We start from the raw sequence: 22,888 nt of genomic DNA, 5'->3' as shown, positions 1-22,888 counted from the left end.
TGGGGTGGGGTATGGGGTGCCCTATGGGGAAAAATCCCCATTTTGGGGTTAGTCGCTGGGGAGGAGGTGGCGGGCCAGCTCCGTCCGCGACCGCGCCCCCACCTTGCGCATGGCCGCGCTGACGTGCTTGTCCACCGTCTTCGGCGACAGGAACAGCTCCCTGGCGATCTCCTGGTTGGTCAGCCCCTCGGCCGCCAGCCGGGCCACCTGCTCCTGCCGGGCCGACAGGGCGTGGTCGTTCCCCGCCTGCGCGGGCGCGCTCTGCGCCGCCGGGCGGACGCCCCACCTGCGGCCCAGCCCGGTCGCGCGGTCGAGATCCCAGCGCGCCCCGAGCTCGGCGTACACCGCGACGGCCCGGCCGAGCCGGACGGCGGCCTCGGGGTCGTCGAGGGCGAACAGGCAGGCGGCGGCCTGCTCGCTCGCCTGCGCCGCCTCGTACCGCGCCGGGACCGTCTCGAAGGCGTCGGCGGCGGCGGTGAACTCGGTCGCGGCCCGCGCCCACTGCTCCCCGGCGGCCGCCAGCAGGCCGCGGGCCTGCGCGAGCGCGGGCCCGGCCAGCGGCGCGTCGCGCCCGGCCAGCCGGTCGGCGTGCCGCGCGACGACGTCGGCGGCCTCCTGCGGACGGCCCGCCACGAGCAGCGCCTCGGTCAGCGCGGGCAGCGCGCGGACCGCCACCGGCCACAGCTCGCTCGCCTCCCAGTGGCGGCCCGCCTCGACGGCCGCCTCGATGGCCGCCTCCGGCTCGCCCCGCGCGGCGCTCAGCCGGAGCGACATCGCCAGCGGCAGCACCAGGTCGTCGTACTGCCCCCGGGTGCGGGCCTCGGCGGCGGCGTCGAGCAACGACGGCAGCGCGGCCTCCTGACGGCCCTGCACCACGGCCAGGCAGGCGGTCACGATGTCGAGGAGGATGCGCTCGTGCGGCTCGTCGCCGAACTGGTCGCGCAGCTCCTGGAGCCTGGCCGGCAGGCCCTGCCAGGAGCCCTCGAAGTAGTCGGCCGCGGCCAGGTTCACCAGGCAGCGCAGTTCCAGCCGCTCGCGCAGGTCGGGCTCGGCGCCCTCCTCGACCGCCGCGGTCAGCAGGCGGCGGCCCCGCCGGTGGTGCCCGCTGAACAGGGCCGCGCCCCCGATGGAACGGTAGGCGTTGACCTCGCGGCGCAGCAGCCGCCGTCCGCCGGTCTCCCGCAGCAGGTCGTCGGCGAGCACGGCCCAGCGCGGGTCGCCCATCACCACGAAGATCATCGCGATCTTGCCGAGCACCAGCATCCGCATGGCCGGGTCGGCGACCGCGGGCAGGGTCGCCAGCGCCCGCTCCAGCCACGACCTGCTCTCCTCCGGCGGCAGGCCGCTGGGCGGGCGGCCGACCCCGGCCATGGCCCACGCCGCCAGCCCCGGCTCGCCGGCCAGGTCGTCGGCGGCCCGCGCGAAGGCCTCGCCGATGCGGGCGCCGTCGGTGCGGGTGCGCTCCAGGTGCAGCGCGAGCAGCAGGCGCAGGTGGCCGCGCACCGGGGGCGGCACGTCCTGCTCCAGCGCGCCGGTGACCAGGTCGGCGACCGGCGGCGGGCGCAGCAGCTCCAGCGCGGCCCAGCCCAGCTTCACCGTCAGCTCGGCCCGCCGGGCGGCGGGCAGGTCGGCGCCGCGCAGGACGTCCTCCAGCAGGCGGGCGGCCTCGGCGTCGTCACCGAGCCGGGACGCCTGCTCGGCCGCCTCGATCGCGGCCGCCACCCACTGCCCGGCCCGGCCGGCCTGGCGCAGGTGGTGGGCCAGCCGGCCCAGCGGCACCGGGCGCAGCTCGCGTACGGTGTCGGCGGCGGCTGCGTGCAGGGCCTGCCGGCGGCCGAGCGGGATCGCCTCGTATACCGCCTGCGCCGCCAGCACGTGACGGAACCCGACCAGGCCGCCGGTGTCGGCGAACAGCCCTGAGCCCAGCACCTCGTCGATCGCCCCGACGTCGGGCCCCGACAGCAGCGCGACGGGCACCGGGAGCTGCAGCACGGCGGCGCGCTCGGCCACCTCCTTGGCGCCCGGGGAGAGCCGGGCCACCCGTTCCTGCACCGAGGCGCGCACGCCGCTCGGCACGTCGAGCTCCTCCAAGGCCCGCCGCGCCCAGCCGCCCTCCCACCGGATCAGCGTGCCGCGGTCGCGCAGCAGCGCCAGCAGCTCCTGCACGGCCAGCGGCAGGCCGGAGGCCCGCCCGCACAGGTGCTCGGCGAACTCGGCCGTCACCTCCTCGGCCCCGAGGATCGCCGAGGCCATCACCCGGGTTTGGGCGGCGTCGAGCGGCGGCAGCACCAGGTGCTCGGCCGTGATCGTGTCGGGGGCGCGGGCCGTGATGGCCCGCACCGCCCCGGACGCCTCCTCGCTCCGGTACGTCAGCACCACCCGCAACGTGCCGGGCAGCACGGACATCAGGTACGTCAGGAACTCGACCGTCTGCCCGTCGGCCCAGTGCAGGTCCTCCACCGCCAGGACGGCGGGGCCGAGCGCGGTCAGCACCTCGGCGAGCCCGCGGAAGACCCGGTGCCGCTCGGCCGCCCGGTCGTCCAGCGGCGGCGGCGTCTCCGGCAGCACCCCGGCCAGCTCGGGCAGCAGCTCGCGCAGCGCGCCGGCGACCGGTGACAGCGCCGCGCCGGCCAGCTCGGACGCCCGTCCGCGTAACGCCTCGACGACGGGGCCCAGCGGGAACGGCTCCCTGATCTGTACGCAGGCCCCGCTCAGCACCCGCAGGCCCGCCACCGCGGGACCGCCGAGCAGCTCGGCCGTCAGCCTGGACTTGCCGATGCCGGCCTCGCCCTCGACGACGGCCACGGCGGGCGCCCCGGCGACCAGCGCGACGAGCCGGGCGAGCTCCTTCTCCCGCCCAACCAGAACAGGAGACACCACCCGCCCAGCACGCACCCGCTCATTCAACTGCACCCGAAGTCACAGATCAACGTCACAACCCCGCGAAACGCCCGAACCGGGAGGAAGCGACGGCAGCCCCCGGCTTCCGGCTCCAGCGGGGGCGCCGTGGGCGGGTCAGGCCGGGGCGATGCCGTCGTAGTCGATCAGGAGGTGGCGGGGGCCGCGCAGCACCGGGCTGGGGCGGTACGGCGGCGGGTCGGCGACCAGCCGCGGATTGCGCACCCTGCGCACCAGCTCACCCAGCACGATCTGCGCCTCCAGCCGGGCCAGCGGCGCGCCGAAGCAGTAGTGGACGCCGCCCCCGAATCCCAGGTGCTCGTTCGGCCGGCGGCACGGGTCGAACCGGTCGGGCTCGCGCACGTGGGCCGGGTCGCGGCTGCCCGCCGCCAGCGCCAGCACGACGGGCGAGCCGGCCGGGATGGTCACGCCGCCGACCACCACGTCGTCGAGGGTGACCCGGGAGGAGACGAGCTGCACGGGCGGCTCGAAGCGCAGCAGCTCCTCGACCGTGGTGATGACCAGGTCGGGGTCGGCGCGCAGGCGTTCCAGCAGCATGGGGTCGCGCAGCACGGTGAGCATGCCGTTGGCGATGAGGTTGATCGTGGTCTCGTGCCCGGCGATGAGCAGCAGCAGGGAGGTGGCGACGACCTCCTCGGGCGTCATGCGGCCGTCCGGGCCCTCGTAGGTGACGAACCCGGACAACATGTCGTCGCCCGGCTCCCGCCGCCGCGCCTCGGCCAGCCCGGCGAGGTAGCGTTCCAGGTTCTGCGACACCGCCTGGCGCTCGCGGGCCCGCTCGGCGCGGTCCTCCTCGCCCGGACCGAGCGTCTCGACGATCTGGTCGGCCCAGGCGTGGAACTGCTGCTCGTCCTCGGCCGGCACGCCGAGCAGCCGGCAGATGACGGCGATCGGCAGCGGGTAGGCGACCTCGTCCACGACGTCGGCCCGGTTCTTGCCGGCCAGGGCGTCGATCAGCTCGGTGGTGGTGGCCAGCATCATCGGGCGCAGCCCGTCCACGACGCCCGGCGAGTGCGGCGGGCCGAAGTGGCGCATGGTCAGGCGGCGCAGCCGGTCGTGCTCGGGCGGGTCGAGCCTGATGAAGGCGGGCGCGTGCTCCGGCTCCTCCGGCGCGTTCGCCAGGTTGCGCCGGTCGGAGCTGACCCGCGGGTCGTGCAGCAGCTCGACGATCTCCCGGTACGTGCTGACGACGTACGAGCCGTCCGCCAGCCGCGTCACCGGGTTGCGGCGCAGCTCCCCGAGGAACGGGTAGGGGTCGGCGCGGCCGGCCGGGTCGAGGATGCGCTGCATGGCGGCGTCCGAGGTCATGTCCTGCACTCCTGTCCTGAGTTCCTGCCGGGTCAGCTCTGCGGCTCGTGCCGCAGCGAGGCGCGCCGCTCGGCCGGGTCGTGGCCGGTCACCACGACCGTCGCCCCCTCGGCCGCGACCAGCCGCTCGGGCACCCGGGCCGGTACGGGCCGCGCCTCCCCCCGCATGTCCATGTGCCGGAAGGCGGGCGGGAAGGGCGTGGCCCGCTCGATCAGCCGCTGGTAGAACTCCAGCCACATGCCCTGGTCGAAGGTGACCGCGGCGGTGATCCGGCCCTTGTAGCCGTAGACGGCGACGAAGCGGCGCTCGTCCGTCGAGCCCTGGGTGACGACGAGCTCGTCGGCGAAGGTGGGCACGCCCACCGACTTGATGTTGACACCGAACTGGCTGGACCAGAACACCGGCACCGACAGGTGCGGCCAGCGGTGGGTCTGGTCGCTGACCATGTTGTGGGCCGCGATCTCGGCCTGGGTGACGGCGTTCCCCCAGTGCTCCAGCGTCATGAACTGGTACTGGTACAGCGGGTGCGGGAAGCGGGCGATGTCGCCGGCGACGAAGACGTCGTCGGTCACCAGGCCGTTGGTGTCCACGGCGCGGCAGCCGGCGTCGCAGGCCACGCCCCACACACCGGCGGCCAGCCCCGAGTCCAGCAGCCACTCGACGTTGCGCACCGAGCCGAGCGCGACGACGGCGACCTCGGCCTCGACCGTGCTGCCGTCCGACAGATGGGCGCCGCGCAGCCGCCCCTGCCCGTCGCCCTCCAGCGCGGTGACCGTGGTGCCGCACCGCAGGTCCACGCCGTGCTCGCGGTGGAGCTGGGCGGCGACGTCGCCGATCACGCCGCCGAGGGCGTTGACGAGCGGGGCCGGGCCGCGTTCGACGACCGTCACGGGCAGGTCCAGTTCGCGGCAGACCGAGGCGATCTCGCTGCCGGTGAACCCGGCGCCCAGGATGAGCACCCGGTTGGGGCGGGCGGCCAGCGCCTCCCGCAGGCCGGCGGCGTCCCGCATCGAGCGCAGCGTGTGGACGCCCGTCAGCCGGGCCTGCTCCTCGTGCGGCCAGGGCCGGGCGCGGGTGCCGGTGGCCAGCAGCACCCGGTCGAAGCCGACCTCGCGGCCGTCGGCCAGCAGGACGCGCTTGCCGGCCACGTCCAGGCCCGTCGCCCGGGTGCCCCACAACCATTCGGCCTCGACCTCGCGCAGGTGGGGCAGCATGACGTGGTCGGGCGCGACCTGCCCCATGAGCACCTGCTTGGACAGCGGCGGCCGGTCGTACGGCTCGGCGGGCTCGTCGCCGATCACGGTCAGCGATCCGGTGAAGCCCTCCCGTCTGAGGACGCCGGCGGCCCGCGCCCCGGCCAGGGACGCGCCGACGATGACGATGCGCCCGTCGGTCATCCCGCGCGCCGGCGGGCCGGGCGGCTCGGGCGTGAGCCGGGTGGCCGTCCAGTCGAGGTGGATGGCCTGGACGGGGCAGGCCGCCGCCGCGCGCAGCACGTGCTCGCGCCGCTCGTCGCCGGGGTCGAGGTCGTACAGGAGGGACTCCTCGCGCATGGTGAAGACGTCGGGCGCGAGGAAGGCACACTGCCCGTACCCCTGGCACCGCGTCAGATCGACGACGACTTTCACCGGCCATCCCCCTGTCGAGCGAGCCGCGCGCCCGTTCCCCGGTCGGCGCGCCCGGCTCGGACTGGCCTACCCCCGCCGCCCGCGCCCGTAGCCTGCGCGCGCCGATCCTGCCCTGCTCTTTAGGCGGTACGGACGGTCCTTGGGCGGTACGGACGGTCCTTGGGCGGTACGGACGGTCTTCAGGCGGTACGCACGCGATTCACGCCGTCCCGGACGGACCCCGCTCGCCGAGGGGACCCGGCGCCGTAACCGGGCCGTCGGGCAGTCGGTAGGCATTTGTCAGTGATCGCCGATAACGTTCCGCGCAACGTGGCGGCGGGAGATCCGCGCCGCGACACATTCCCATGGCTTGACGGCATGGCTGCATGCCATGGCTGCGCGAGGAGAGGCGGCGGCAATTGGGTTGGCTGGCGGCGGGCGACGCGTACGAGGTCGCCCTGATAGAGGGCCGGGTCACGGCCAGGGCCACGTCCGGCCGCTCGGCCGGACGGCAGCTGAAGACGCTGCCGAAGGCGGTGCGCGAGCACCCCGAGGCGGACCGGCTGCGCCGCTTCGCCGAATGGCTCGACCGGCACGCCGCGTCCTGCGTGGCGCACGTGGACGCCTGGATGGTGTCCTCGCTGCCCGTGCCGACCGAGCTGATCGCCCGGGTGTGGCCGGACGAGGCGTGGCAGACGGCGCTGCGTGACGTGGCGGTCGTCGGCGACGACCCCGACGAGGTGGGCTTCCTGCGCGACGCGACCTCCTCCGGCGAGCTGCGCATGGTCAACCTCGACGGCGAGACCGTCAGGCTGGCCCCGCGCACGGTGACGCTGCCGCACCCGGTGCTCCTGCCCGACCTCGACGACCTGCGCGAGTTCGCCGCCGAGCTGGGCATCACGCAGAAGGTCGAGCAGATCCACCGGGCCATCTGGCGCAAGCCCGCCGACCAGGGCGAAGGGGTGCGCCAGGTGAAGGACTTCGCGGGCGGCACGTACGCCTCCCGGTTCGGCGTGGCGGCCCGCGCCACCCAGCTCGGGTACCGCGTCTCCGGCGGCTACGCCACCTGCCAGGTGCGCGACGCCGGCCGGCTCACCGAGGCCGCCGTCTGGATCGGCGAGCCCTACTGGGACAGCGAGACGTCCACGGGCGATCTCACCTGGCGCGACCAGGACGGCAGGACGCTCACGCTGCGCGAGGTCGGCCCGGTCGCCTGGTCGGAAGGCATGAGGATGGCCGCCGCGCTGCACGCCGGCCGGCAGGTCGAAGAGGGGAAGGGCGCATGACCGGGGACATCTCGCAGAACGCCGAGGCGCGGGAGCTGCTCGACGCCGGCGCGGTGCTGCCGGCCGGCACCGAGGGCGCGGGGGAGCGGGCCGTGCCGCTGGTCGCCCGCGCCTACCGGCACCCCGGCCTCGACGACCGGGTGATCGTGCGCCTGGTCACCGAGGAGCTGAGCGGCGCCGAGGACGCGGTGGGCGGCTTCCTCGGCCTGGTGCCCGAGGGCGAGGCCGCGGTGGTCGGCCTGGGCCTGCGGCGCTCGCTCGGCTTCCCCGAATGGGTGCTGGTCCACCACCCGCAGGACGGGCACCACGCCCTGGCCGTCGTGCCGGAGCTGGAGCGCGTCGCCCGGCAGGCCAGGACCAAGCCCAAGACGGCGCTCGACGCCTACCAGCGCCTGGCCGGGCAGCTCGCCGCGGCCGTCCCGCACTTCCTGCCGACCTTCTACGAGCAGGCCGCCCGCGTGTTCGCCGCGGCCGACAACGCCCAGTACGCCGGGCAGCTCTTCTCCGCCGCCCGCCGGGCCGAGGCCCAGCACGGCCTCCCCGTGGACGACGACCGCCTCGACGCGGTGTTCCTGGAGTTCGCGCTGGCCGGGGCGCTGCCGGTCAAGGCGCTGTCCGGGTACGCCAAGGAGCTGACCGCCCGCCTGCCCGCCGCGGAGGCACTGAACAGGTACGCGCGGCTGTGCGTGCGCAGGACCGCCGGCGGCCTCGCCCCCTCGGCGCAGATGGCCGCCGACATCCGCAGGCTCGCCAGAGCCGCCGGCGTGGACGCCGAGGCGGCCGAGCAGGACTACCTGGCCGAGGTGCTGGCCCTGCCGGCCGCCATGCAGGCCCCGACCGGCTGGTGGAAGTCCCACGCCCCGGCCGTCGCGGCGCTGGCCAGGCAGCGGCCGGAGCTGCGCGGCACGCTGCTGAACGTCATCCCCGACAGCCACGACCGGGAGCTGCCGGGCATCTGGCTCGACATCCTGGAGAGCGCGGGCGCGACCGCCGGCCTGCACACCGACGTGCCCGAGGCCGAACGCCCGGCCGACGGCGCCGCCGGCTGGCTGCGCAGGTTCCTCGCCGCGCGGCAGCGGGCCTGGGGCGTCGCGCCGCACCTGCCCGCCCTCCACGCCCTGATCGAGCGCATGGCCGACCGGCTGCGCGCCGAGCTGACCGCGACCGGCACGACGATCGCGGTCGACGACGAAGCCGACCTGATCGACCTGCTGCTGGCCCTCGGCATCCCGCTGGCCGACCCCGGCGACGGCGCCCGGCTCCGGCTGACGCACTGGGCGGAGCACGACGACCGGCGCGACCTGCTCGCCCTGGCCGCCGACGGCCGCTTCCACACCGCCTTCCGGCACGGCGCCGACCACCTCGACGCCGACGACGTGGGCAGGGCCACCGTCCGCGCCCTGGCCGCCTCGCCGGGCGGGCGTCCGCTGCTGGCCGAGTGGGTACGCCTGGTCGCCCGCCGTTCGGCCGCCGCCGGCCTGCCCAACCTGCCCGACGCCCTGCGCCGCCTGTCCTGGCTGCCCGGCGAGGCCCTGGCCCTGGCCGAGGACGCGGTGCGCCAGGCGGTGACCGACGCCGACGTGGCCGGGGTGCTGGCCCGCGCCCTGCGGTCCGGCGTGATCGACGAGCTGGGCTGGCCCGCCTTCGAGCAGGCCGCCACCCAGCTCGTGCCGGAGAAGGACATCGACGACCTCGTCGTCTGCGACGCCTGGCCCAACCTGGTCGTCGCGGGCACCGCGCAGGCCCGGGTGCTCTCGGCCGACGGCGTCCTGCTCACCCACGACCTGCGCGTCCCCAGGGACGACACCTGGAGCGATCCCGGCTTCCACTACGTGGACGGCGAGCTGCTCGTCTACTGGGACTCCCGCGACCGCGCCAACGGCCTGCGCGGCTACTGGCACACCTCCGCCGACCGGGTGCGCGACCTGGACGGGAAGGACCGGAGCCGGGGCACGCGGCTGGACTACTACCAGGGCGACGACCCGGTCAGCCTGGCCGTGCCCGGCGGCGGCCGGACCACCGGGTACGGCGTGCTGCACGCCGGTGACACGGCCGTCCCCGACGAGCGGCACCTGCTCACCGACGGCACGTCCTTCTGGACGTGGACCTGGTCGGAGCACGACACCGGCTGGTACGAGTTCGACCCCGCCGGCGGCGGCGTCGGCAGGAAGTCGCTGCCCGGCTTCCTCGCCGGCACCCCGTACGTCCGGCCCGCCGAGGGCTGGCTGCTGCCCGCCCCCTCCGACGAGCCCACCCCGGTCGGCGCCCCCGTGGACGGCCTGTACGGCCTGCGCGTGGTCAGGCTGCCCGACGGCTCCCACCGCGCCGAGGACCTGTCCGGGATCTCGGTGACGCTGCCGCCGGACGCCGGCGTGCCGGTGCGCGTGCTGACGTTCCCGGGCGCGGAGCGGGCCTGCGCCGTCGTCCGCGGCAGCTACCGGATCAGCCTCGTGGACGCCGACGGCGTCGTCCTGGCCGAGTACCGGACCGACGCCAAGCCGGGCGCGTTCGGCGCGGGCACGCCCATCCTGCCGCCCGAGCGCTACTGGTACTGCCTGCGCCCCCGCGACCTCGAAGGCTCGGCGGCGCTGCGCCGCGCGGACCGCGAGACCGCCGAGGCCCTGCTCGAAGCGGCCACGCCCCAGGGCGCCGACCTGGCGGCGGCCGTCCGCGCGCTGCTGCCGGGCATCACCCACGAGGCGCTGGTCAAGGGCGTGGCCGGGATCGTCGGCTTCGCCGCCACCCAGCAGGACGCGGTGCGCACCGTCGTGGCCAACCTCAACCGCGCGCTGGCCGGCGACCCGGCCGCCGAACGGGGCCCGTCCGGGCCCGCCGACCACCTGCTGGACGAGGCGCTCAACGGCCTCGGCGACGGCCGCGGCTACCACCGCCACAACGCCGACGCCGCCTTCCAGCAGATCCGCGCGGTGGGCGGGGCCGTGACCGCCGGGCAGGACCGCCCGCAGGTGGCCAACCACCTCCGCCTGCCCGGACTGCCGGCCTCCGGCCTGCGGTGGGAGCGCCTGCTCGACCACTGCGCCGCCGTGGCGTACCGGTGCGCGGCGCCGACCACCCCGGCCGAGCACCGGGACGCGCTGGGCGTGCTGCTCGGCGAGCTGCGCGACGGCGGCCTGCCGGTCGCGGCCGGCTCCTCCCGCTGGCGCCGCATGACGGTGACGCTCAGGCGCGAGCACATGGTGGCCGCGGACGGCACCCCGGCGGACGGCTCGCTCTCGGGCGTGCTGCCGCTGGGCGGCGGCGCGTTCGTCGTCTTCCTCGACCTGCGCGAGACGGACGTCGACGGGCTCGAATGGACGGCGCTGTGCCACGACCCCGCCGGGGTGTTCGAGGTGCCCGCGCCCTACACGGTCCGCGACACCTCGCCCGTCGGCGGGGACCGGGAGGCGAGTTGGCTCGCGGCGTTCCTCACCGAGCTGGCCGCGCGCGGCCCGGCGCCCTGGCACGACGCCGCCGCCGAGGAGTTCGCCCGGCTCACCGGGGTCTCCCGGACCGCCGCGCGGCTGGTCGTGGCCGGGTTCCCGCAGGTGGACACCTACGAGCGGACCTACCTCGACAAGGAGGCCCGCGCGACGATCGGCGTGAAGGTGGCCGAGGCCGCCGTCGCCAAGGACGAGCTGCGCGCCCTCGGCGCCGGCGTGCGGCGGGCCGTCACAGCGGCGCTGCTGCCCGCCGACCCGGCCCGCCTGTGGACCGACGGCCCCGACGCGGCCGCCGCCGCGCGGGTGTGGAACGAGCGCGTCGGGCAGCGGCTCGCCCTGCCCGAATGGCTGCTCGGCGAGGCCGCCCGCGCGCTGCGCACCGTCGAGGGCGACCCGGCGCCCGCCCTGCGCGCGGTGCTCGACCCCGCCGCCGCTCCCGAGCTGAGCGTGGACCTGGAGTGGGAGGTGCGCGGCGACCGCGTCCACCCCGTCGGCCAGGGCACCGGGTTCGGCGGGCGGTCGCTGGTCACGGCCGTCGCCACGGCCGCCTGGCTGGCCCACCGGCTGCCGGCCGGGGATCCGCTGCGCGCCGGGCTGCCCGCCGCCCTGTCGGCGGTCCGCGACCGGCTCGCCCACCCCGGGCTGCTGATCGACCTCGACGAGTACGTCGGCCTGCCCGCGTTCAAGAAGGTCGCGGGCACGCCGACCGAGGTCGGCGACGGCTACGAGCGGTACGGCGCGGTCGTCATGGCCACCTACGACAGCCAGCCCTCGCCCGCGCTCCGCCCGCACCTGCTCGACGCGGCCGGCGAGGACCCCTACCTGCGGGCCCTGATCGGGCTCAACGGCTCGTTCCCCGCCGTGTCCGCGCTGCGCACCGCCCTCGACCCGCGCTTCGCGGCGCTGCTGGCCGACCCCGGCGACCCCGCCCAGGGCGACCGGGACGCCGACGGGATCTGGTGGCCGCAGGACCCCACCCGCTCGGTGCCCGACCTGGTGGTGGACGTCGCCAAGGCGCACGGCCTCGGCGAGGACGCCGCCGCCGTCTACCTGATGCTGCTGGCCATGCCCGACCCCACCGACCGCAACACCGCCCGGTGGACCGGCTGGAAGCCGGCCCGGCTCAAGGCCGCGCGGGCCGAGCTGGCCCGCACCGACCTGGTCGTCCAGGCCGTGCGCGCCCGCGCCGGACGCTCGTTGTTCCTGACCGGCGGCTGGTCGGAGGAGCGCACGCCGCGGCTCCCGCTGGAGCAGTGGAAGCTCCCGATGTTCAGCCCGAACGCGGGCCTCGGCGGCCTCCTCGTGCCCGGCGAACCCGTGGCCGACCTGTACGCCAGGGCCTGGCGGCGCGTCCAGGACGGCGACGTGCCCCGGTTCGAGCAGCTCGACGTCAAACGCGGCCGCCGCCGCTGACCCTGTCATCACCACACGAAGGACACGAAACCCCATGACCCTCACCGACGAGGCGACCCCCGCCACGCAGGTGGTCTCCGCCGAGCAGCGGTACGCCACCGAACTGGCCTTCCTCGCCGCCCACGACGACGGCCCCCGCCCGCCCGGCTGGCTGCTGACGCCGCGCGCCGTCGTGACCTTCATCTGCGGCAGCGGCGAGGAGACCCTCTCCCTGCCCGCCCGGGACGGCCTGCCGTCCAAGCTCAAGGTGGCGCCCAAGTTCGTCGGCGAACGCGCGCTGGTCGAGCGCTGCGTCGTGACGCTGGCCGGCGAGCGCGGCCTGCTGCTGGTCGGCGAGCCCGGCACGGCCAAGTCGATGTTGTCGGAGCTGCTGGCCGCGGCGGTCTGCGGCACCAGCGCGCTCACCGTCCAGGGCACCGCCGGCACCACCGAGGACGCCTTCCGCTACGGCTGGAACTACGCGCTGCTGCTGGCCCAGGGGCCGAGCCGGGGCGCGCTGGTGGACTCCCCGGTGCTGACCGCCATGCGATCGGGGCGGGTGGCCAGGGTCGAGGAGATCACCCGCTGCCTGCCCGAGGTGCAGGACGCGCTGGTGTCCATCCTGTCCGACCGGCGGGTCAGCGTCCCCGAGCTGGCCGGGACCGACGACGCGCAGGTGGCCGCCGTCCCCGGGTTCACGGTGATCGCCACGGCCAACCTCCGCGACCGCGGCGTGTCGGAGATGTCGGCCGCGCTCAAGCGGCGCTTCAACTTCGAGACCGTCGATCCCATCTCCGACGCCGCGGCCGAGACGTCCCTGGTGCGGCGGCAGGCCACGGCGGTCGTCCAGCGCGCCGGCGCCGGGTTCGCCGTGGACGACGCGGTGTTGGAGGCGCTGGTCACGGTCTTCCGCGACCTGCGCACCGGACGGTCCGGCGAGGGCTGGGACGTCGAGCGGCCGGGCACCGTGATGTCGACCGCCGAGGCGGTGCAGGTGGCGGCCTCGCTCGGCGTCGCGGCCGCGTACCTGCCGGGCGGCGACGTCCTCGACCTGGTGCCCGGCCACCTGCTGGGCGTCGTGCGCAAGGACGACCCCGCCGACCACGGACGGCTGCTCGGCTACTGGGACGGGCCGGTGCGGCGGCGCGCCGAGGACGGCTCGGCCATGTGGCGCCGCCTCTGGGACCTGCGGGAGAACCTCCGTTGACGCCCCACACCCCGGCCGACCGGGCCGACCCGGCGGGCCCGCCCGACTCGCCGGCCCCGGCCACCCCGGCCGCCCCGGCCGCGCCGCTCGACCTGGCCGCGTCCCTCGACCCGGCGGATCCGCGGGTGGTGGTGGCCGGGTTGGCCGCTGCGACCCGGCCGTACCTGGTGGGGGTGCGGCACCACAGTCCGGCCTTGGCCGTCGTGCTGCCCGAGCTGCTGGAGGCGGCCGACCCGGAGACGGTGTGCGTCGAGCTGCCCGCCGACTTCCAGCAGTGGCTGCCCCACCTCGCCGACCCGGCCACCATCGCCCCGGTCGCCCTGGCCGGGAACGGCGCGGACGGGCTCGGCTTCTACCCGTTCGCCGACTTCTCCCCTGAGCTGGTGGCGATCCGGTGGGCGGTCAAGCGCGGCGTGGAGGTGCTGTGCTGCGACCTCCCGCTCTCGGACCCGGGCCGGCAGGCCGCCGGGCCTGAGGCTGAAGCCGCCGGCGGGCCGCGCTTCGCCGACGCGCTGACCGCCGCGGGCACCGGGCGGGTGGGCGACGACATGTGGGACCGGGCCGTCGAGGTCCTGGCGCCGGGCTGCGAGCCGGAGGCCGTCCGCCGGGCCGCGCTCGGCGTGGGCTGGGCGCTGCGGCGCGACGCGGCTGCGGGCGGCGGCGTCCAGGCCAGGGACCTGGCGCGGGAGGCGTACATGCGCCGCGTGGTGTCCGCCGCCGCGGCCGGTGGACGCCGGGTCGCCGCGGTCGTGGGCGCCTTCCACGCCCCCGCCCTGCTCACCACCGACGAGACCCCCGCCCCCGACTCCGCTCCCACCGCCTCCGCCGGGTCCGTGCCCGCCGGGTCCGTGCCCGCCGGGTCCGCGCCCGTCGGGTCCGCGCCCGATGGGGCGCGGGCCGTCACCTCGCTGGTTCCGTACGCCTTCGATCTGCTCGACTCCCGGTCGGGCTACCCTGCCGGGATCCGCGACCCGCGCTGGCAGCAGGCGGTGTTCGAGGCGGACGGCGTACCGGACCGGGTCAGGGACGGCGCCGCCCGCGCGATCACCGACCTGTGCAGGGAGCTGCGGGCCGCCGGACACGCGGCGGGCACCGGCGAGGCCGTCGAGACGCTGCGCCTGGCGTGCGACCTCGCCCGCCTGCGCGGCCTGCCCGCCCCCGGCCGCGGCGAGCTGCTGGAGGCGGTGACGACCGTCCTCGGCCAGGGCGAACCCCTGGGCCGCGGACGCGCGCTGGCCAAGGCGCTCGACACGGTGCTCGTCGGGACGGCCAGGGGCCGCACCGCCCCCGGCACCCCCCGCTCAGGGCTCGGGCCCGCCGTCGAGGAGGAGCTGGCCGCGCTCAGGCTGCCCTGCCCGGACGACCCCGACCCGCGCGAGGTGCGCCTCGACCCGCTCCGCTCCGACCTGGACGCACGCCGGGAGGTGCTGCTGCGCCGGCTGCACGTGTGCGGCATCGGCTACGGCGAGCCGATCCAGGTCGCGGGCACCGGCGACGCCGGCGCGCTCACCACCAAATGGCGCCTGTCCTGGACGCCCGCCGTCCCCGCGCTGCTCGACCTGGCCGGCGTCCGGGGCGTGACCCCGGCGCAGGCCGCGGCGGGCACCTTGCGGGAGACCTACCGGCGCGAGTCCGCGGACGGCGGCCCCACCTGCCGCACCATCCTCGACGGGCTGCGCGCCGCCGCCCGCTGCGACCTGCCGGAGCTGGTCGGGCAGCGGCTGGCCGACGCCGCCGGCACGCTGCCCGCCACGGCCACCCTCCCCGAGCTGCTCGACGCCCTCGACCTGCTGGAGGCGCTGCGCCGCGAGCACCTTCCCGGCACCACGCCGGAAGGACGCGAGCAGGCGGGCGAGCTGGCCGTCACGCTGCTGGAGGCCGCGGTCCGGTCGCTGCCCGGACTCGCCGGCAGCGACCGGCCCGAGGACGCGGTCGCGCTGGTCGCGCTCGCCACGCGGGCCGGGGAGGACCGGCTGGGCCTGCGGCTGGACGACGCGCTGGGCGCGCTCGCGAGCACCGGGGCGCCGCTCGTCCAGGGGGCCGCGCTGGCCGCCCGCGTGCTGCTCGACCTGGACGGCCCCGAGCTCCTGGGCGCGCGGGCCGCCGGCTGGATCGACACCGCCACCACCCCGGACGGCCGCCGCCGGCTGAGCCTGCTGCTGACCGGCGTGCTCACGGCCGCCGGACCGCTGCTCCAGGCGGCGCCCGCCGCGCTCGGCCCGCTGATGGACCGGGTGGACGAGCTGGCGGACAAGGAGTTCCTCGACCGGCTGCCCGCCCTGCGAGGTGGGTTCGACACGCTCGCCCCGGCGGCCCGCGGCCGGCTGCTGGCGGCGGTGTCCGAGCGGCTCGGGGACCGTCCGGACCTGACGCTGGACGCGCCGCCCGACCTGCTGGCCACCTGGACCGCCGCCGACCTGGCCGGCCTGACGGCCCTGCACACCCTCGGCCTCCTCACCCCGCACGACGTCCCGGCCTCGCAGGGCGTCCCGGCCTCGCAGGGCGGTCCGGTCCCGCTGGTGGAGGGCGGGGAACCGGTGCCTCTGGTGTCCACGCGCCAGGCGGAGGGCGGGGAGCCGGTGTCCGGGCGGCGGGTGGAGGGCGGGACGCGGATCGGCCCCGCCGACCGGTGGCGGTTGCTGCTCGGGCGGGAGCGCGAACGGCTGCCCGCCGGCGCCCGCCCGTACGCCCGCGCCCTGGACGAGCTCTACGGCGCCGGCCGCGGCGAGGGCGCCGACGACTTCGGGCAGCAGGGCGACACCGGAGGCCAGGGCGACCCGTTCCCCACGGCCCGCGAATGGGCCGACGAGCTGGAGTCCCTGTTCGGCGGCGACGTACGCGAGGAAGTGCTGGCCAGGGCCGCCGACGCCGGACGGCACGACGTGCTCGCCGAGCTGGACCCCGCCGCCGTGCGGCCGTCCGTCGAGCTGCTGACGTCCGTGCTGTCGCTGGCCGGCGGGCTGCCCGAGCAGCAGGTCGCCAAGCTCAGGCCGCTCGTCCGCCGCCTGGTCGCCGAGCTGACCCGCGAGCTGGCGACCCGGCTGAGACCCGCGCTGACCGGCCTGGCCAACCCGCGTCCGACCAGAAGGCCCGGCGGCCGGCTCGACCTGCCGCGCACGCTGCGCGCCAACCTGGCCCACACCCGCCGCCTCGACGACGGGCGGCTCGTGGTGGTGCCGGAAAGGCCGGTGTTCAGCACGCGGGCCAGGAAGGAGGCCGACTGGCGGCTGATCCTCGTGGTCGACGTGTCGGGGTCGATGGAGGCGTCGGTCGTGTGGTCCGCGCTGACGGCGGCCGTCCTCGCGGGCGTGCCGACGCTCTCGACGCACTTCCTGACGTTCTCCACCCAGGTGATCGACCTGACCGACCGGGTGGAGGACCCGCTGTCCCTGCTGCTCGAAGTGCGGGTCGGCGGCGGCACGCACATCGCCGCCGGGCTCGCGCACGCCCGGACGCTGGTCACCGTGCCGAGCCGTACGCTCGTGGTCGTCGTCAGCGACTTCGAGGAGGGCTACCCGGTGGGCGGCCTGCTCGCGGAGGTGCGCTCACTGGCCGGGTCCGGCGTCCACCTGATGGGCTGCGCGGCGCTCGACGACCAGGGCGTGCCCCGTTACTCGCTGCCCATCGCCCAGCAGCTCGTCGCGGCCGGCATGCCGGTCGCCGCGCTCAGCCCGCTCGCCCTCGCCCGCTGGGTGGGGGACCGCCTCCGGGGAGGAGTCCGGTGAACACCTCTGCAACGCTCCCGCCTGCCGCGCCGCACGTGGTGGCCGCCGCCGTCGACGGCCTGACCAGCAGGTTGCGCAAGAAGCTGGACGCGGCCGTCGACCAGTACGCCGCCCTCGACCGGGTGGCCGACGGCACCGACGTGGTGGTCACGTGCGGCGAGGACGCGGTGGTCACGCTGTCGCCGGGGCCGTCGGGGGTGATCGCGGAGGAGGGGCAGGCCCGCTGCTCCTGCCTCCTCGCCCCCCGCTGCCTCCACCGCGCCGCCCTCCTCACCGCCTGCCCCCTGGCCGACCCGGCCGACACCCTGCCCCTGGACGTGGAGACGGACACATCCCCGTCCCCTTCCGGGCAACCGGACACGCCCTCCACCGACGGACGTCCCGCCCAGCCGGCCACCGAACCCGGCCGGCGACCGGACACCGACCAGGCGGGTGCCGAGCCGGCGCCCGGCCCAGGAGCCGGCCAGGCGGGTGGCGACTCCGGGTCGGGTCCACGGTCCGGGCAGGCGGGTGCCGCGTCCGGGTCGGGCTCAGGGGAGGCGGTCGTTCCGGCTGCGCCCGGGGCGGCGCAGGTGGCGGCGGCCGCGGGGTTGTGGCGGGCGGCGGCCGCCGTGCTGTCGGCGGGTGTGCCGGGCGCGGGCGCGGTGCCGCAGGCTGAGCTGCTCAGAGCCGCCCACACCGCCCGCCTGGCCGGGCTGCCCAGGGCCGAGGCCGCCACGCTGCGGGTGGTGCGCGGGCTGCGCGCCGCCCGTGCCCGCTACGACAGCCACCGCCTCGCCGACCTGGTCTCCGCCCTGCGGGAGCTGCTGCTCACCGTGGGCCGGCTGGCCGCGTCCGATCCCGACCCGGCGCTGGTCGGCACCGTACGGCGCGGCTACCGTCCGAACGGCGGCCTGAAGGTGTACGGCGTCTTCCGCGAGCCCGTGATCAGCAGCACCGGCTACGGCGGGGTGGTCACCCACCTCCTCACCGAGGACGGACGCTGGTTCTCGGTGGCCGACGTCAAGCCCGGCGGCCCGGCCCGTGCCCGTGGCGCGGCGACCGCAACCGTCGCCATCGGGGCGGCCATGATGAGCCACGCGCAACTGGCCCGCGGCGGACTGCTGATCGCCGGGGCCACCGTCTCCCCGGACGGCCGCCTCGGCGCGGGCAAGGGCGTACGGGCCACCCCGGTCGCCGGCCTGGCCTGGACGGACGGGCCGCTCGGCGCGCTGTTCGCCCGGCCGCTGTCCGAAGCGGTGGGGGCCCGGCTGTCGGCGGGGGCGTGGAGCGAGGAGGAGTCCGCCGAGCAGGTACGGGAGCCGGTCGGCTGCGACCTGGTGATCGTCGGCGCGGCGGGCGACCACGTCCTGGCCCGCCACCTCCCACCCACCGCCCCGCCACAACCGGCCGAAGCCGAGGGAACGGCGGAAGCCGGGGGAGTGGCGGAACCGGCCGAATCCCGGGGAGCGGTGGAAGCCGCGGGAGTGGCGGAAGTCGGGAGAGCGGCCGAAGCCACGCAGGCGGAGGAAGCGGCGGGAGCGGCGGTCGGCGGTGAGGGGCCGGTGGTCCGGCTGGTTCCGGCGAACCGTCATCCCGATCTCGCGTACGTCGAGAACCTGCGGCGGCTCGCCTCGCGCCCCGGCCTGCGGGTGCGCGTGGTGGCCAGGGTCGAGCCCGGCCGGGCGGCGACGCTCGTCCCGCTCGCCGTGGGGCCGGTCGCGGGGGAGGAGGCGACGCTCAGACTGCCCCCCGAGTGGCAGGGCCGGGCCGACCTCGGCTACGACCGCCTCCAGGGCTCGCACCTGCCACCCGCCGACGCCTGCCCCCCGCCCGCCGACGCCAGCCCCTCGCCCGGCCGGGACGCGTACGCCGAGGTGGACCCGCTGGACGGCGCGCCGCTGTGGCGGGTGCGCCGGCTGGTCGAGCTGGCGGTCTCCGGCGGACGCAGGGCGGTCGCCGAGTCCGCGCGCGGCGGCGACGCCCGCGGGCAGGCCGCGTCCCTGCGCCGGGCCGGGTTCCGCACGGCCGCCGACCTGGCCGTCGCGCTCGCCGACGAGGCCGACCGGCGTGAACGTGACGTGTTCGGCAGGCTGGCCGAGGCCGAACCGGACGGGTACGCGCGGGCCTGGCTCGCGGCGGCGACCCATCTGGCCGCCACCGAACGCGCCCTCGTCCGCACCTCCTGGCAGGCCACCCCCTGAAACCCGGCGACCGGGCCGCCCGCACCACGGGCGGCCCGCTCCCCGGGGCAGGCGAAAGGGTGCGGTGGGGGCGAGAAGGCAGCCGCGCGCGACGACGGCCCCGGCCCCGAAAGCTGGCCGCCCTCCCAGGAGGCGTGGGCGGAAGCGGCCCCAAGCCCGGGTGTGGGAGGGGCCGTCCTATTCGGAGGTGTGGGGGGTGAAGCGGGGGCGGAGGCGGTTTTCGTACAGGGTGAGGGCGGCGGCGATGGCCATGTGCATGTCGAGGTACTGGTAGGTGCCCAGGCGTCCGCCGAACCAGACGTCCCGCTCGCCCTTGGTCAGGTCGCGGTACCGGCGCAGCCGGGCGCGGTCCTGCGGCGTGTTGATCGGGTAGTACGGCTCGTCGGTCCGGCCGGCGAAGCGCGAGTACTCCCGCATGATCACGGTGGCGTCGGACGGGTACCAGGTGCGTTCGGGATGCAGGTGGCGGAACTCGTGGACGCGCGTCCACGGCAGGTCCTCGTCGGCGTAGTTGATCACCGACGTGCCCTGGAAGTCGCCGGTCGGCAGCACGGAGGTCTCGAAGTCGAGCGTCCGCCAGCCCAGCTCGCCCTCGGCGTAGCCGAAGTAGCGGTCCAGCGGCCCGGTGTAGACGACGGGCACCGCGCCGGCCAGGCTCTCCCGCAGGTCGAAGAAGTCGGCGCCGAGCCGGATCTCGATGTTGGGATGGTCGGCCATGCGTTCCAGCCAGGCGGCGTACCCGTCGGTGGGCAGGCCCTGGTAGAGGTCGTCGAAGTAGCGCCCGTCGAAGGTGTAGCGCACCGGCAGCCGGCCGATGATCTCGGCGGGCAGCTCGGCCGGGGCCGTCTGCCACTGCTTGGCGGTGTAGCCTCGGATGAACGCCTCGTACAGCGGCCGGCCGATCAGCGAGATCGCCTTCTCCTCCAGGTTGCCGGCGCTGGTCACCTCGGCGGCCTGCCGGGCGACCAGGTCGCGGGCCTCGTCGGGGCTGAGGTGGCGGCCGAAGAAGGCGCAGATCGTGCCCAGGTTGATGGGCATCGGGTAGACCTGCCCCTTGTGCACTGAATAGACCCGGTGTTCGTACGGCGTGAACGACGTGAACCTCTGGGCGTACTCCCACACGCGCGCGTTGGACGTGTGGAACAGGTGCGACCCGTACCGGTGGACCTCGATGCCGGTCTGCGGCTCGCGCTCACTGTAGGAGTTGCCGCCGACGTGGTCCCTGCGCTCCAGCACCAGCACGCGCATCCCCAGCTCGGACGCGCACCGCTCGGCCACGGTCAGCCCGAACAGACCGGAGCCGACGACGACTAAGTCGGCGTTCATGCGGCCGCGGGGACGAGCCGGTCAAGCCAGCGCCGAACGGGCAGCGCCAGCACGACCCCGGCCAGGGCGAGGTGGACGAGGAAGAAGATCACTGCCACGGCGACGCTCGGCGGCCCGCCGACGAACACCGCGATGTGCGAGGCCCACGTCAGCGTGCCGGGCCGGCCCTGCGGCCAGTCGCCGAGCAGCCACATCGACAGGTCGTTCAGCCCGGAGATCACCACCAGGACACTGGCGAGCCCGACCTTCAGCACGCGGTCGGAACGCGCCCCGCCCAGCCGGTAGGCGAACAGCACGGCCAGCACGGTGAAGGAGTTCATGAAGAGCATGAACTGGTAGAGCTCGGGGAAGGCGGCCTTCTGGTCGGCGGACTCGGCGTAGGAGAAGATGTGCAGCACGTTGACCGTGTCGAGCACGCCCATGTACCCCACGACCAGCGCGCACATCAGTGCCATGCCCAGCCCCGGACGCCGGGGGAACCCGGCCACGGCCAGCACCGCGAACACCAGCGGGCTGACCTTCCACAGCGCTTCGAGCGGGTTGTCCAGAGTACGGTCGGGCGGCAGGATCACCATGATCAGGGTGGCCGCCCCGGCGCCCAGAACGGCGGGCGCCAGCCACAGCCAACGCCTCAACGAACGTCCTTCTCGGTGAAGAACGGTCCCAGGGCCAGGGCGTCCATGTCGGTCTTGAGGTAGCAGCGCACGGCGTCCTCGGGGGTGCACACGATGGGCTCCTCGTTGTCGTTGAACGAGGTGTTGACCACCATGGGCACGCCGGTCAGCTCCGCGAAGCGGGAGATCATCGCGTGGTAACGCGGGTTGTCGGCCGCCGAGACCGTCTGGACGCGGGCGGTGCCGTCCTCGTGCGTGATCGCCGGCACCTTGTCCCGCTGGTGCTCCAGCACGTCGAACACGAGCAGCATGACGGGCGAGGGGTAGCCGCTGGCGAAGTACTCGCCGGCGTGCTCGGCCAGGCAGGAGGGCGCGAAGGGGCGGAACGGCTCGCGGTGCTTGACCTTCTCGTTGAGCCGGTCCTTGGCGTCGGCGCGGCGCGGGTCGGCCAGGATCGAGCGGTTGCCGAGCGCGCGCGGCCCGCACTCCATGCGGCCCTGGAACCAGCCGACGATCTTGCCGTCGGCCAGCGCCTGCGCCGTCGTGTCGTTGATGTCGTCGGTGCGCCGGTAGTCGAGGCCGGCGTCCTGGAGCGCCCGCTCCATCTCCTCCTCGCCGAACTGCGGGCCGAGGAAGATGTACTCCTCGTCGCGCGGGCGCCGCATGCCGTACTTCTCCACGCCCAGCAGCAGCGCCGCACCCAGCGCCGAGCCGTCGTCGGCGGCTGCGGGCTGGGCGAAGAAGTCCTCGAACGGCGTCTCCAGCAGGATGCGGCCGTTCATGACGCTGTTCAGCGCGACGCCGCCGGCGGTGACCAGGCGGGTCTGCCCGGTCTTGGCCTGCAGCCAGCGCGCCACGTGCAGGCCGGTGCGCTCCAGCGTGGCCTGCAGCGCGTACGCGACGTCGGCGTAGTGCTGGTTGGGGATGGCGCGCTCGCGCGGCCTGGCCGGGCCGAAGCGCGCCAGGAACTTGGCCGACATCTGGTGCTTGCCGGTGGCGTGGTGCCGGAACCAGCTCAGGTCCAGCTCGAAGTGGCCGTCGGGGCCCAGGCGGACCAGGTCGGCGAAGTCGTCCACGTAGCGGTCGGTGCCGTACGCGGCCAGGCCCATGACCTTGCCCTCGTCCCGGGTCGGGTTGAAGCCGAGGTAGCCGGTGACGCCGGCGTACATGGCGCCCAGCGAGTGCGGGAACTTGACCCGGCGGATGTCGTGGATCCGGCCGCCCTTGCCCAGCCCGAGGTAGGTGGAGGTGCCGTCGCTGCCGATGCCGTCCCACGTGATGATCGCCGACTCCTGGTACGGCGAGATGAAGAACGCGCTGGCGGCGTGGGCGCGGTGGTGGTCCATCAGGTGGACCTTGAACTTCGTCCGGCCCCGGAAGTTCTGCGACTCGCGCAGGATCTTCTCCAGCGTGAACCCGCGCCGCAGGTGCAGCAGCAGCGCGCCGCCCACGTTGTAGTCGTCCGGGTGGGCCTGGCCCTTCTGGTCGGACAGCGTCTCCAGCAGGCCGCTGGCCTTGTCGCCGTAGTCGCCGGCGTCGTTGCGGAAGACGGCCAGCGTGTGGGGCAGGTGCCGGGCGAAGTGGCCGAGCGCGTGCAACGTCTCGCGGGGCGCCTGCCAGTAGTAGGCGACGTGGTCGACGTCGGCCAGCGTGATGCCGGCCTCCTCCAGGCAGTAGCGCACGGCCTGCGCGGGAAACCGGCCGTCGTGCTTGACCCTGGTGAACCGCTCCTCCTCGGCGAAGGCCACGATCTTCCCGTCGGCCACCAGGGCCGCCGCCGAGTCGTGGACCTGGCTGATGCCGAGCACAAACATGAATGCCCCCTGACAATGCGCATGACCCAGCGGCCCCGCGTCGGAGATCTTCCTAACAAACCGGCCG

Annotated in this window: 11 protein-coding genes; 5 read left to right on the top strand and 6 right to left on the bottom strand. The window is 75.8% G+C overall.

All coding sequences use genetic code 11. From position 1 onward, the window contains the following. Positions 1 to 48 precede the first annotated feature (48 nt). The 3 genes from AB0C33_RS41190 to AB0C33_RS41180 form a co-directional block, all read right to left on the bottom strand. A complete protein-coding gene (locus tag AB0C33_RS41190; RefSeq protein ID WP_358298303.1) occupies positions 49 to 2,880 on the bottom strand; it encodes an AAA family ATPase in 2,832 nt (943 codons plus the stop codon). A 135-nt stretch (positions 2,881 to 3,015) separates the two neighbouring features. Next, positions 3,016 to 4,227: a cytochrome P450 gene (locus tag AB0C33_RS41185; RefSeq protein ID WP_358298301.1), complete on the bottom strand. Its 1,212-nt coding sequence runs from the start codon at positions 4,225 to 4,227 to the stop codon at positions 3,016 to 3,018. 32 nt (positions 4,228 to 4,259) lie between these two features. Next, positions 4,260 to 5,855 carry an FAD-dependent oxidoreductase gene (locus AB0C33_RS41180; protein ID WP_358298299.1) on the bottom strand — a complete coding sequence of 532 codons (1,596 nt, stop codon included), beginning with the start codon at positions 5,853 to 5,855 and terminating at the stop codon, positions 4,260 to 4,262. Positions 5,856 to 6,220: 365 nt separating this feature from the next. On the opposite strand from AB0C33_RS41180, the gene AB0C33_RS41175 reads away from it, so the two are divergent. From AB0C33_RS41175 to AB0C33_RS41155, 5 genes are read left to right on the top strand one after another with little or no spacing between them, the layout of a single operon-like run. After that, the gene (locus tag AB0C33_RS41175; protein ID WP_358298294.1) at positions 6,221 to 7,120 is read left to right on the top strand and encodes a DUF4132 domain-containing protein; all 900 of its coding nucleotides are present in this window, start codon (positions 6,221 to 6,223) and stop codon (positions 7,118 to 7,120) included. Further along, complete coding sequence (locus AB0C33_RS41170; RefSeq protein WP_358298292.1) at positions 7,117 to 11,973, top strand: DNA-binding protein; 4,857 nt, start codon at positions 7,117 to 7,119, stop codon at positions 11,971 to 11,973. The genes AB0C33_RS41175 and AB0C33_RS41170 overlap by 4 nt, the downstream gene beginning before the upstream one ends. Before the next feature lie 34 nt (positions 11,974 to 12,007). Beyond that, a complete protein-coding gene (locus AB0C33_RS41165; protein ID WP_352323711.1) occupies positions 12,008 to 13,159 on the top strand; it encodes an AAA family ATPase in 1,152 nt (383 codons plus the stop codon). Further along, positions 13,156 to 16,884 (top strand): DUF5682 family protein, encoded by a 3,729-nt coding sequence (locus tag AB0C33_RS41160; protein ID WP_358298290.1) that lies wholly within the window; start codon positions 13,156 to 13,158, stop codon positions 16,882 to 16,884. The genes AB0C33_RS41165 and AB0C33_RS41160 overlap by 4 nt, the downstream gene beginning before the upstream one ends. Beyond that, positions 16,881 to 19,067 (top strand): hypothetical protein, encoded by a 2,187-nt coding sequence (locus AB0C33_RS41155; RefSeq protein ID WP_358298288.1) that lies wholly within the window; start codon positions 16,881 to 16,883, stop codon positions 19,065 to 19,067. Before AB0C33_RS41160 ends, AB0C33_RS41155 begins: the two co-directional genes overlap by 4 nt. Before the next feature lie 177 nt (positions 19,068 to 19,244). Here the strand turns inward: AB0C33_RS41155 and glf are convergent, their stop codons facing one another. The 3 genes from glf to AB0C33_RS41140 are packed head-to-tail and all read right to left on the bottom strand — an operon-like array spanning position 19,245 to position 22,821. Continuing rightward, positions 19,245 to 20,393: a UDP-galactopyranose mutase gene (glf, locus tag AB0C33_RS41150; RefSeq protein ID WP_358298286.1), complete on the bottom strand. Its 1,149-nt coding sequence runs from the start codon at positions 20,391 to 20,393 to the stop codon at positions 19,245 to 19,247. After that, a complete protein-coding gene (locus tag AB0C33_RS41145) occupies positions 20,390 to 21,028 on the bottom strand; it encodes a hypothetical protein (RefSeq protein ID WP_358298284.1) in 639 nt (212 codons plus the stop codon). The genes glf and AB0C33_RS41145 overlap by 4 nt, the downstream gene beginning before the upstream one ends. Continuing rightward, positions 21,025 to 22,821: a carbamoyltransferase C-terminal domain-containing protein gene (locus tag AB0C33_RS41140; protein ID WP_358298282.1), complete on the bottom strand. Its 1,797-nt coding sequence runs from the start codon at positions 22,819 to 22,821 to the stop codon at positions 21,025 to 21,027. The genes AB0C33_RS41145 and AB0C33_RS41140 overlap by 4 nt, the downstream gene beginning before the upstream one ends. Positions 22,822 to 22,888 lie beyond the last annotated feature (67 nt).

It is taken from the genome of Nonomuraea sp. NPDC048881, assembly GCF_040649795.1.
Taxonomy (GTDB): domain Bacteria; phylum Actinomycetota; class Actinomycetes; order Streptosporangiales; family Streptosporangiaceae; genus Nonomuraea.
This window is presented reverse-complemented; position numbering and strand designations above follow the sequence as displayed.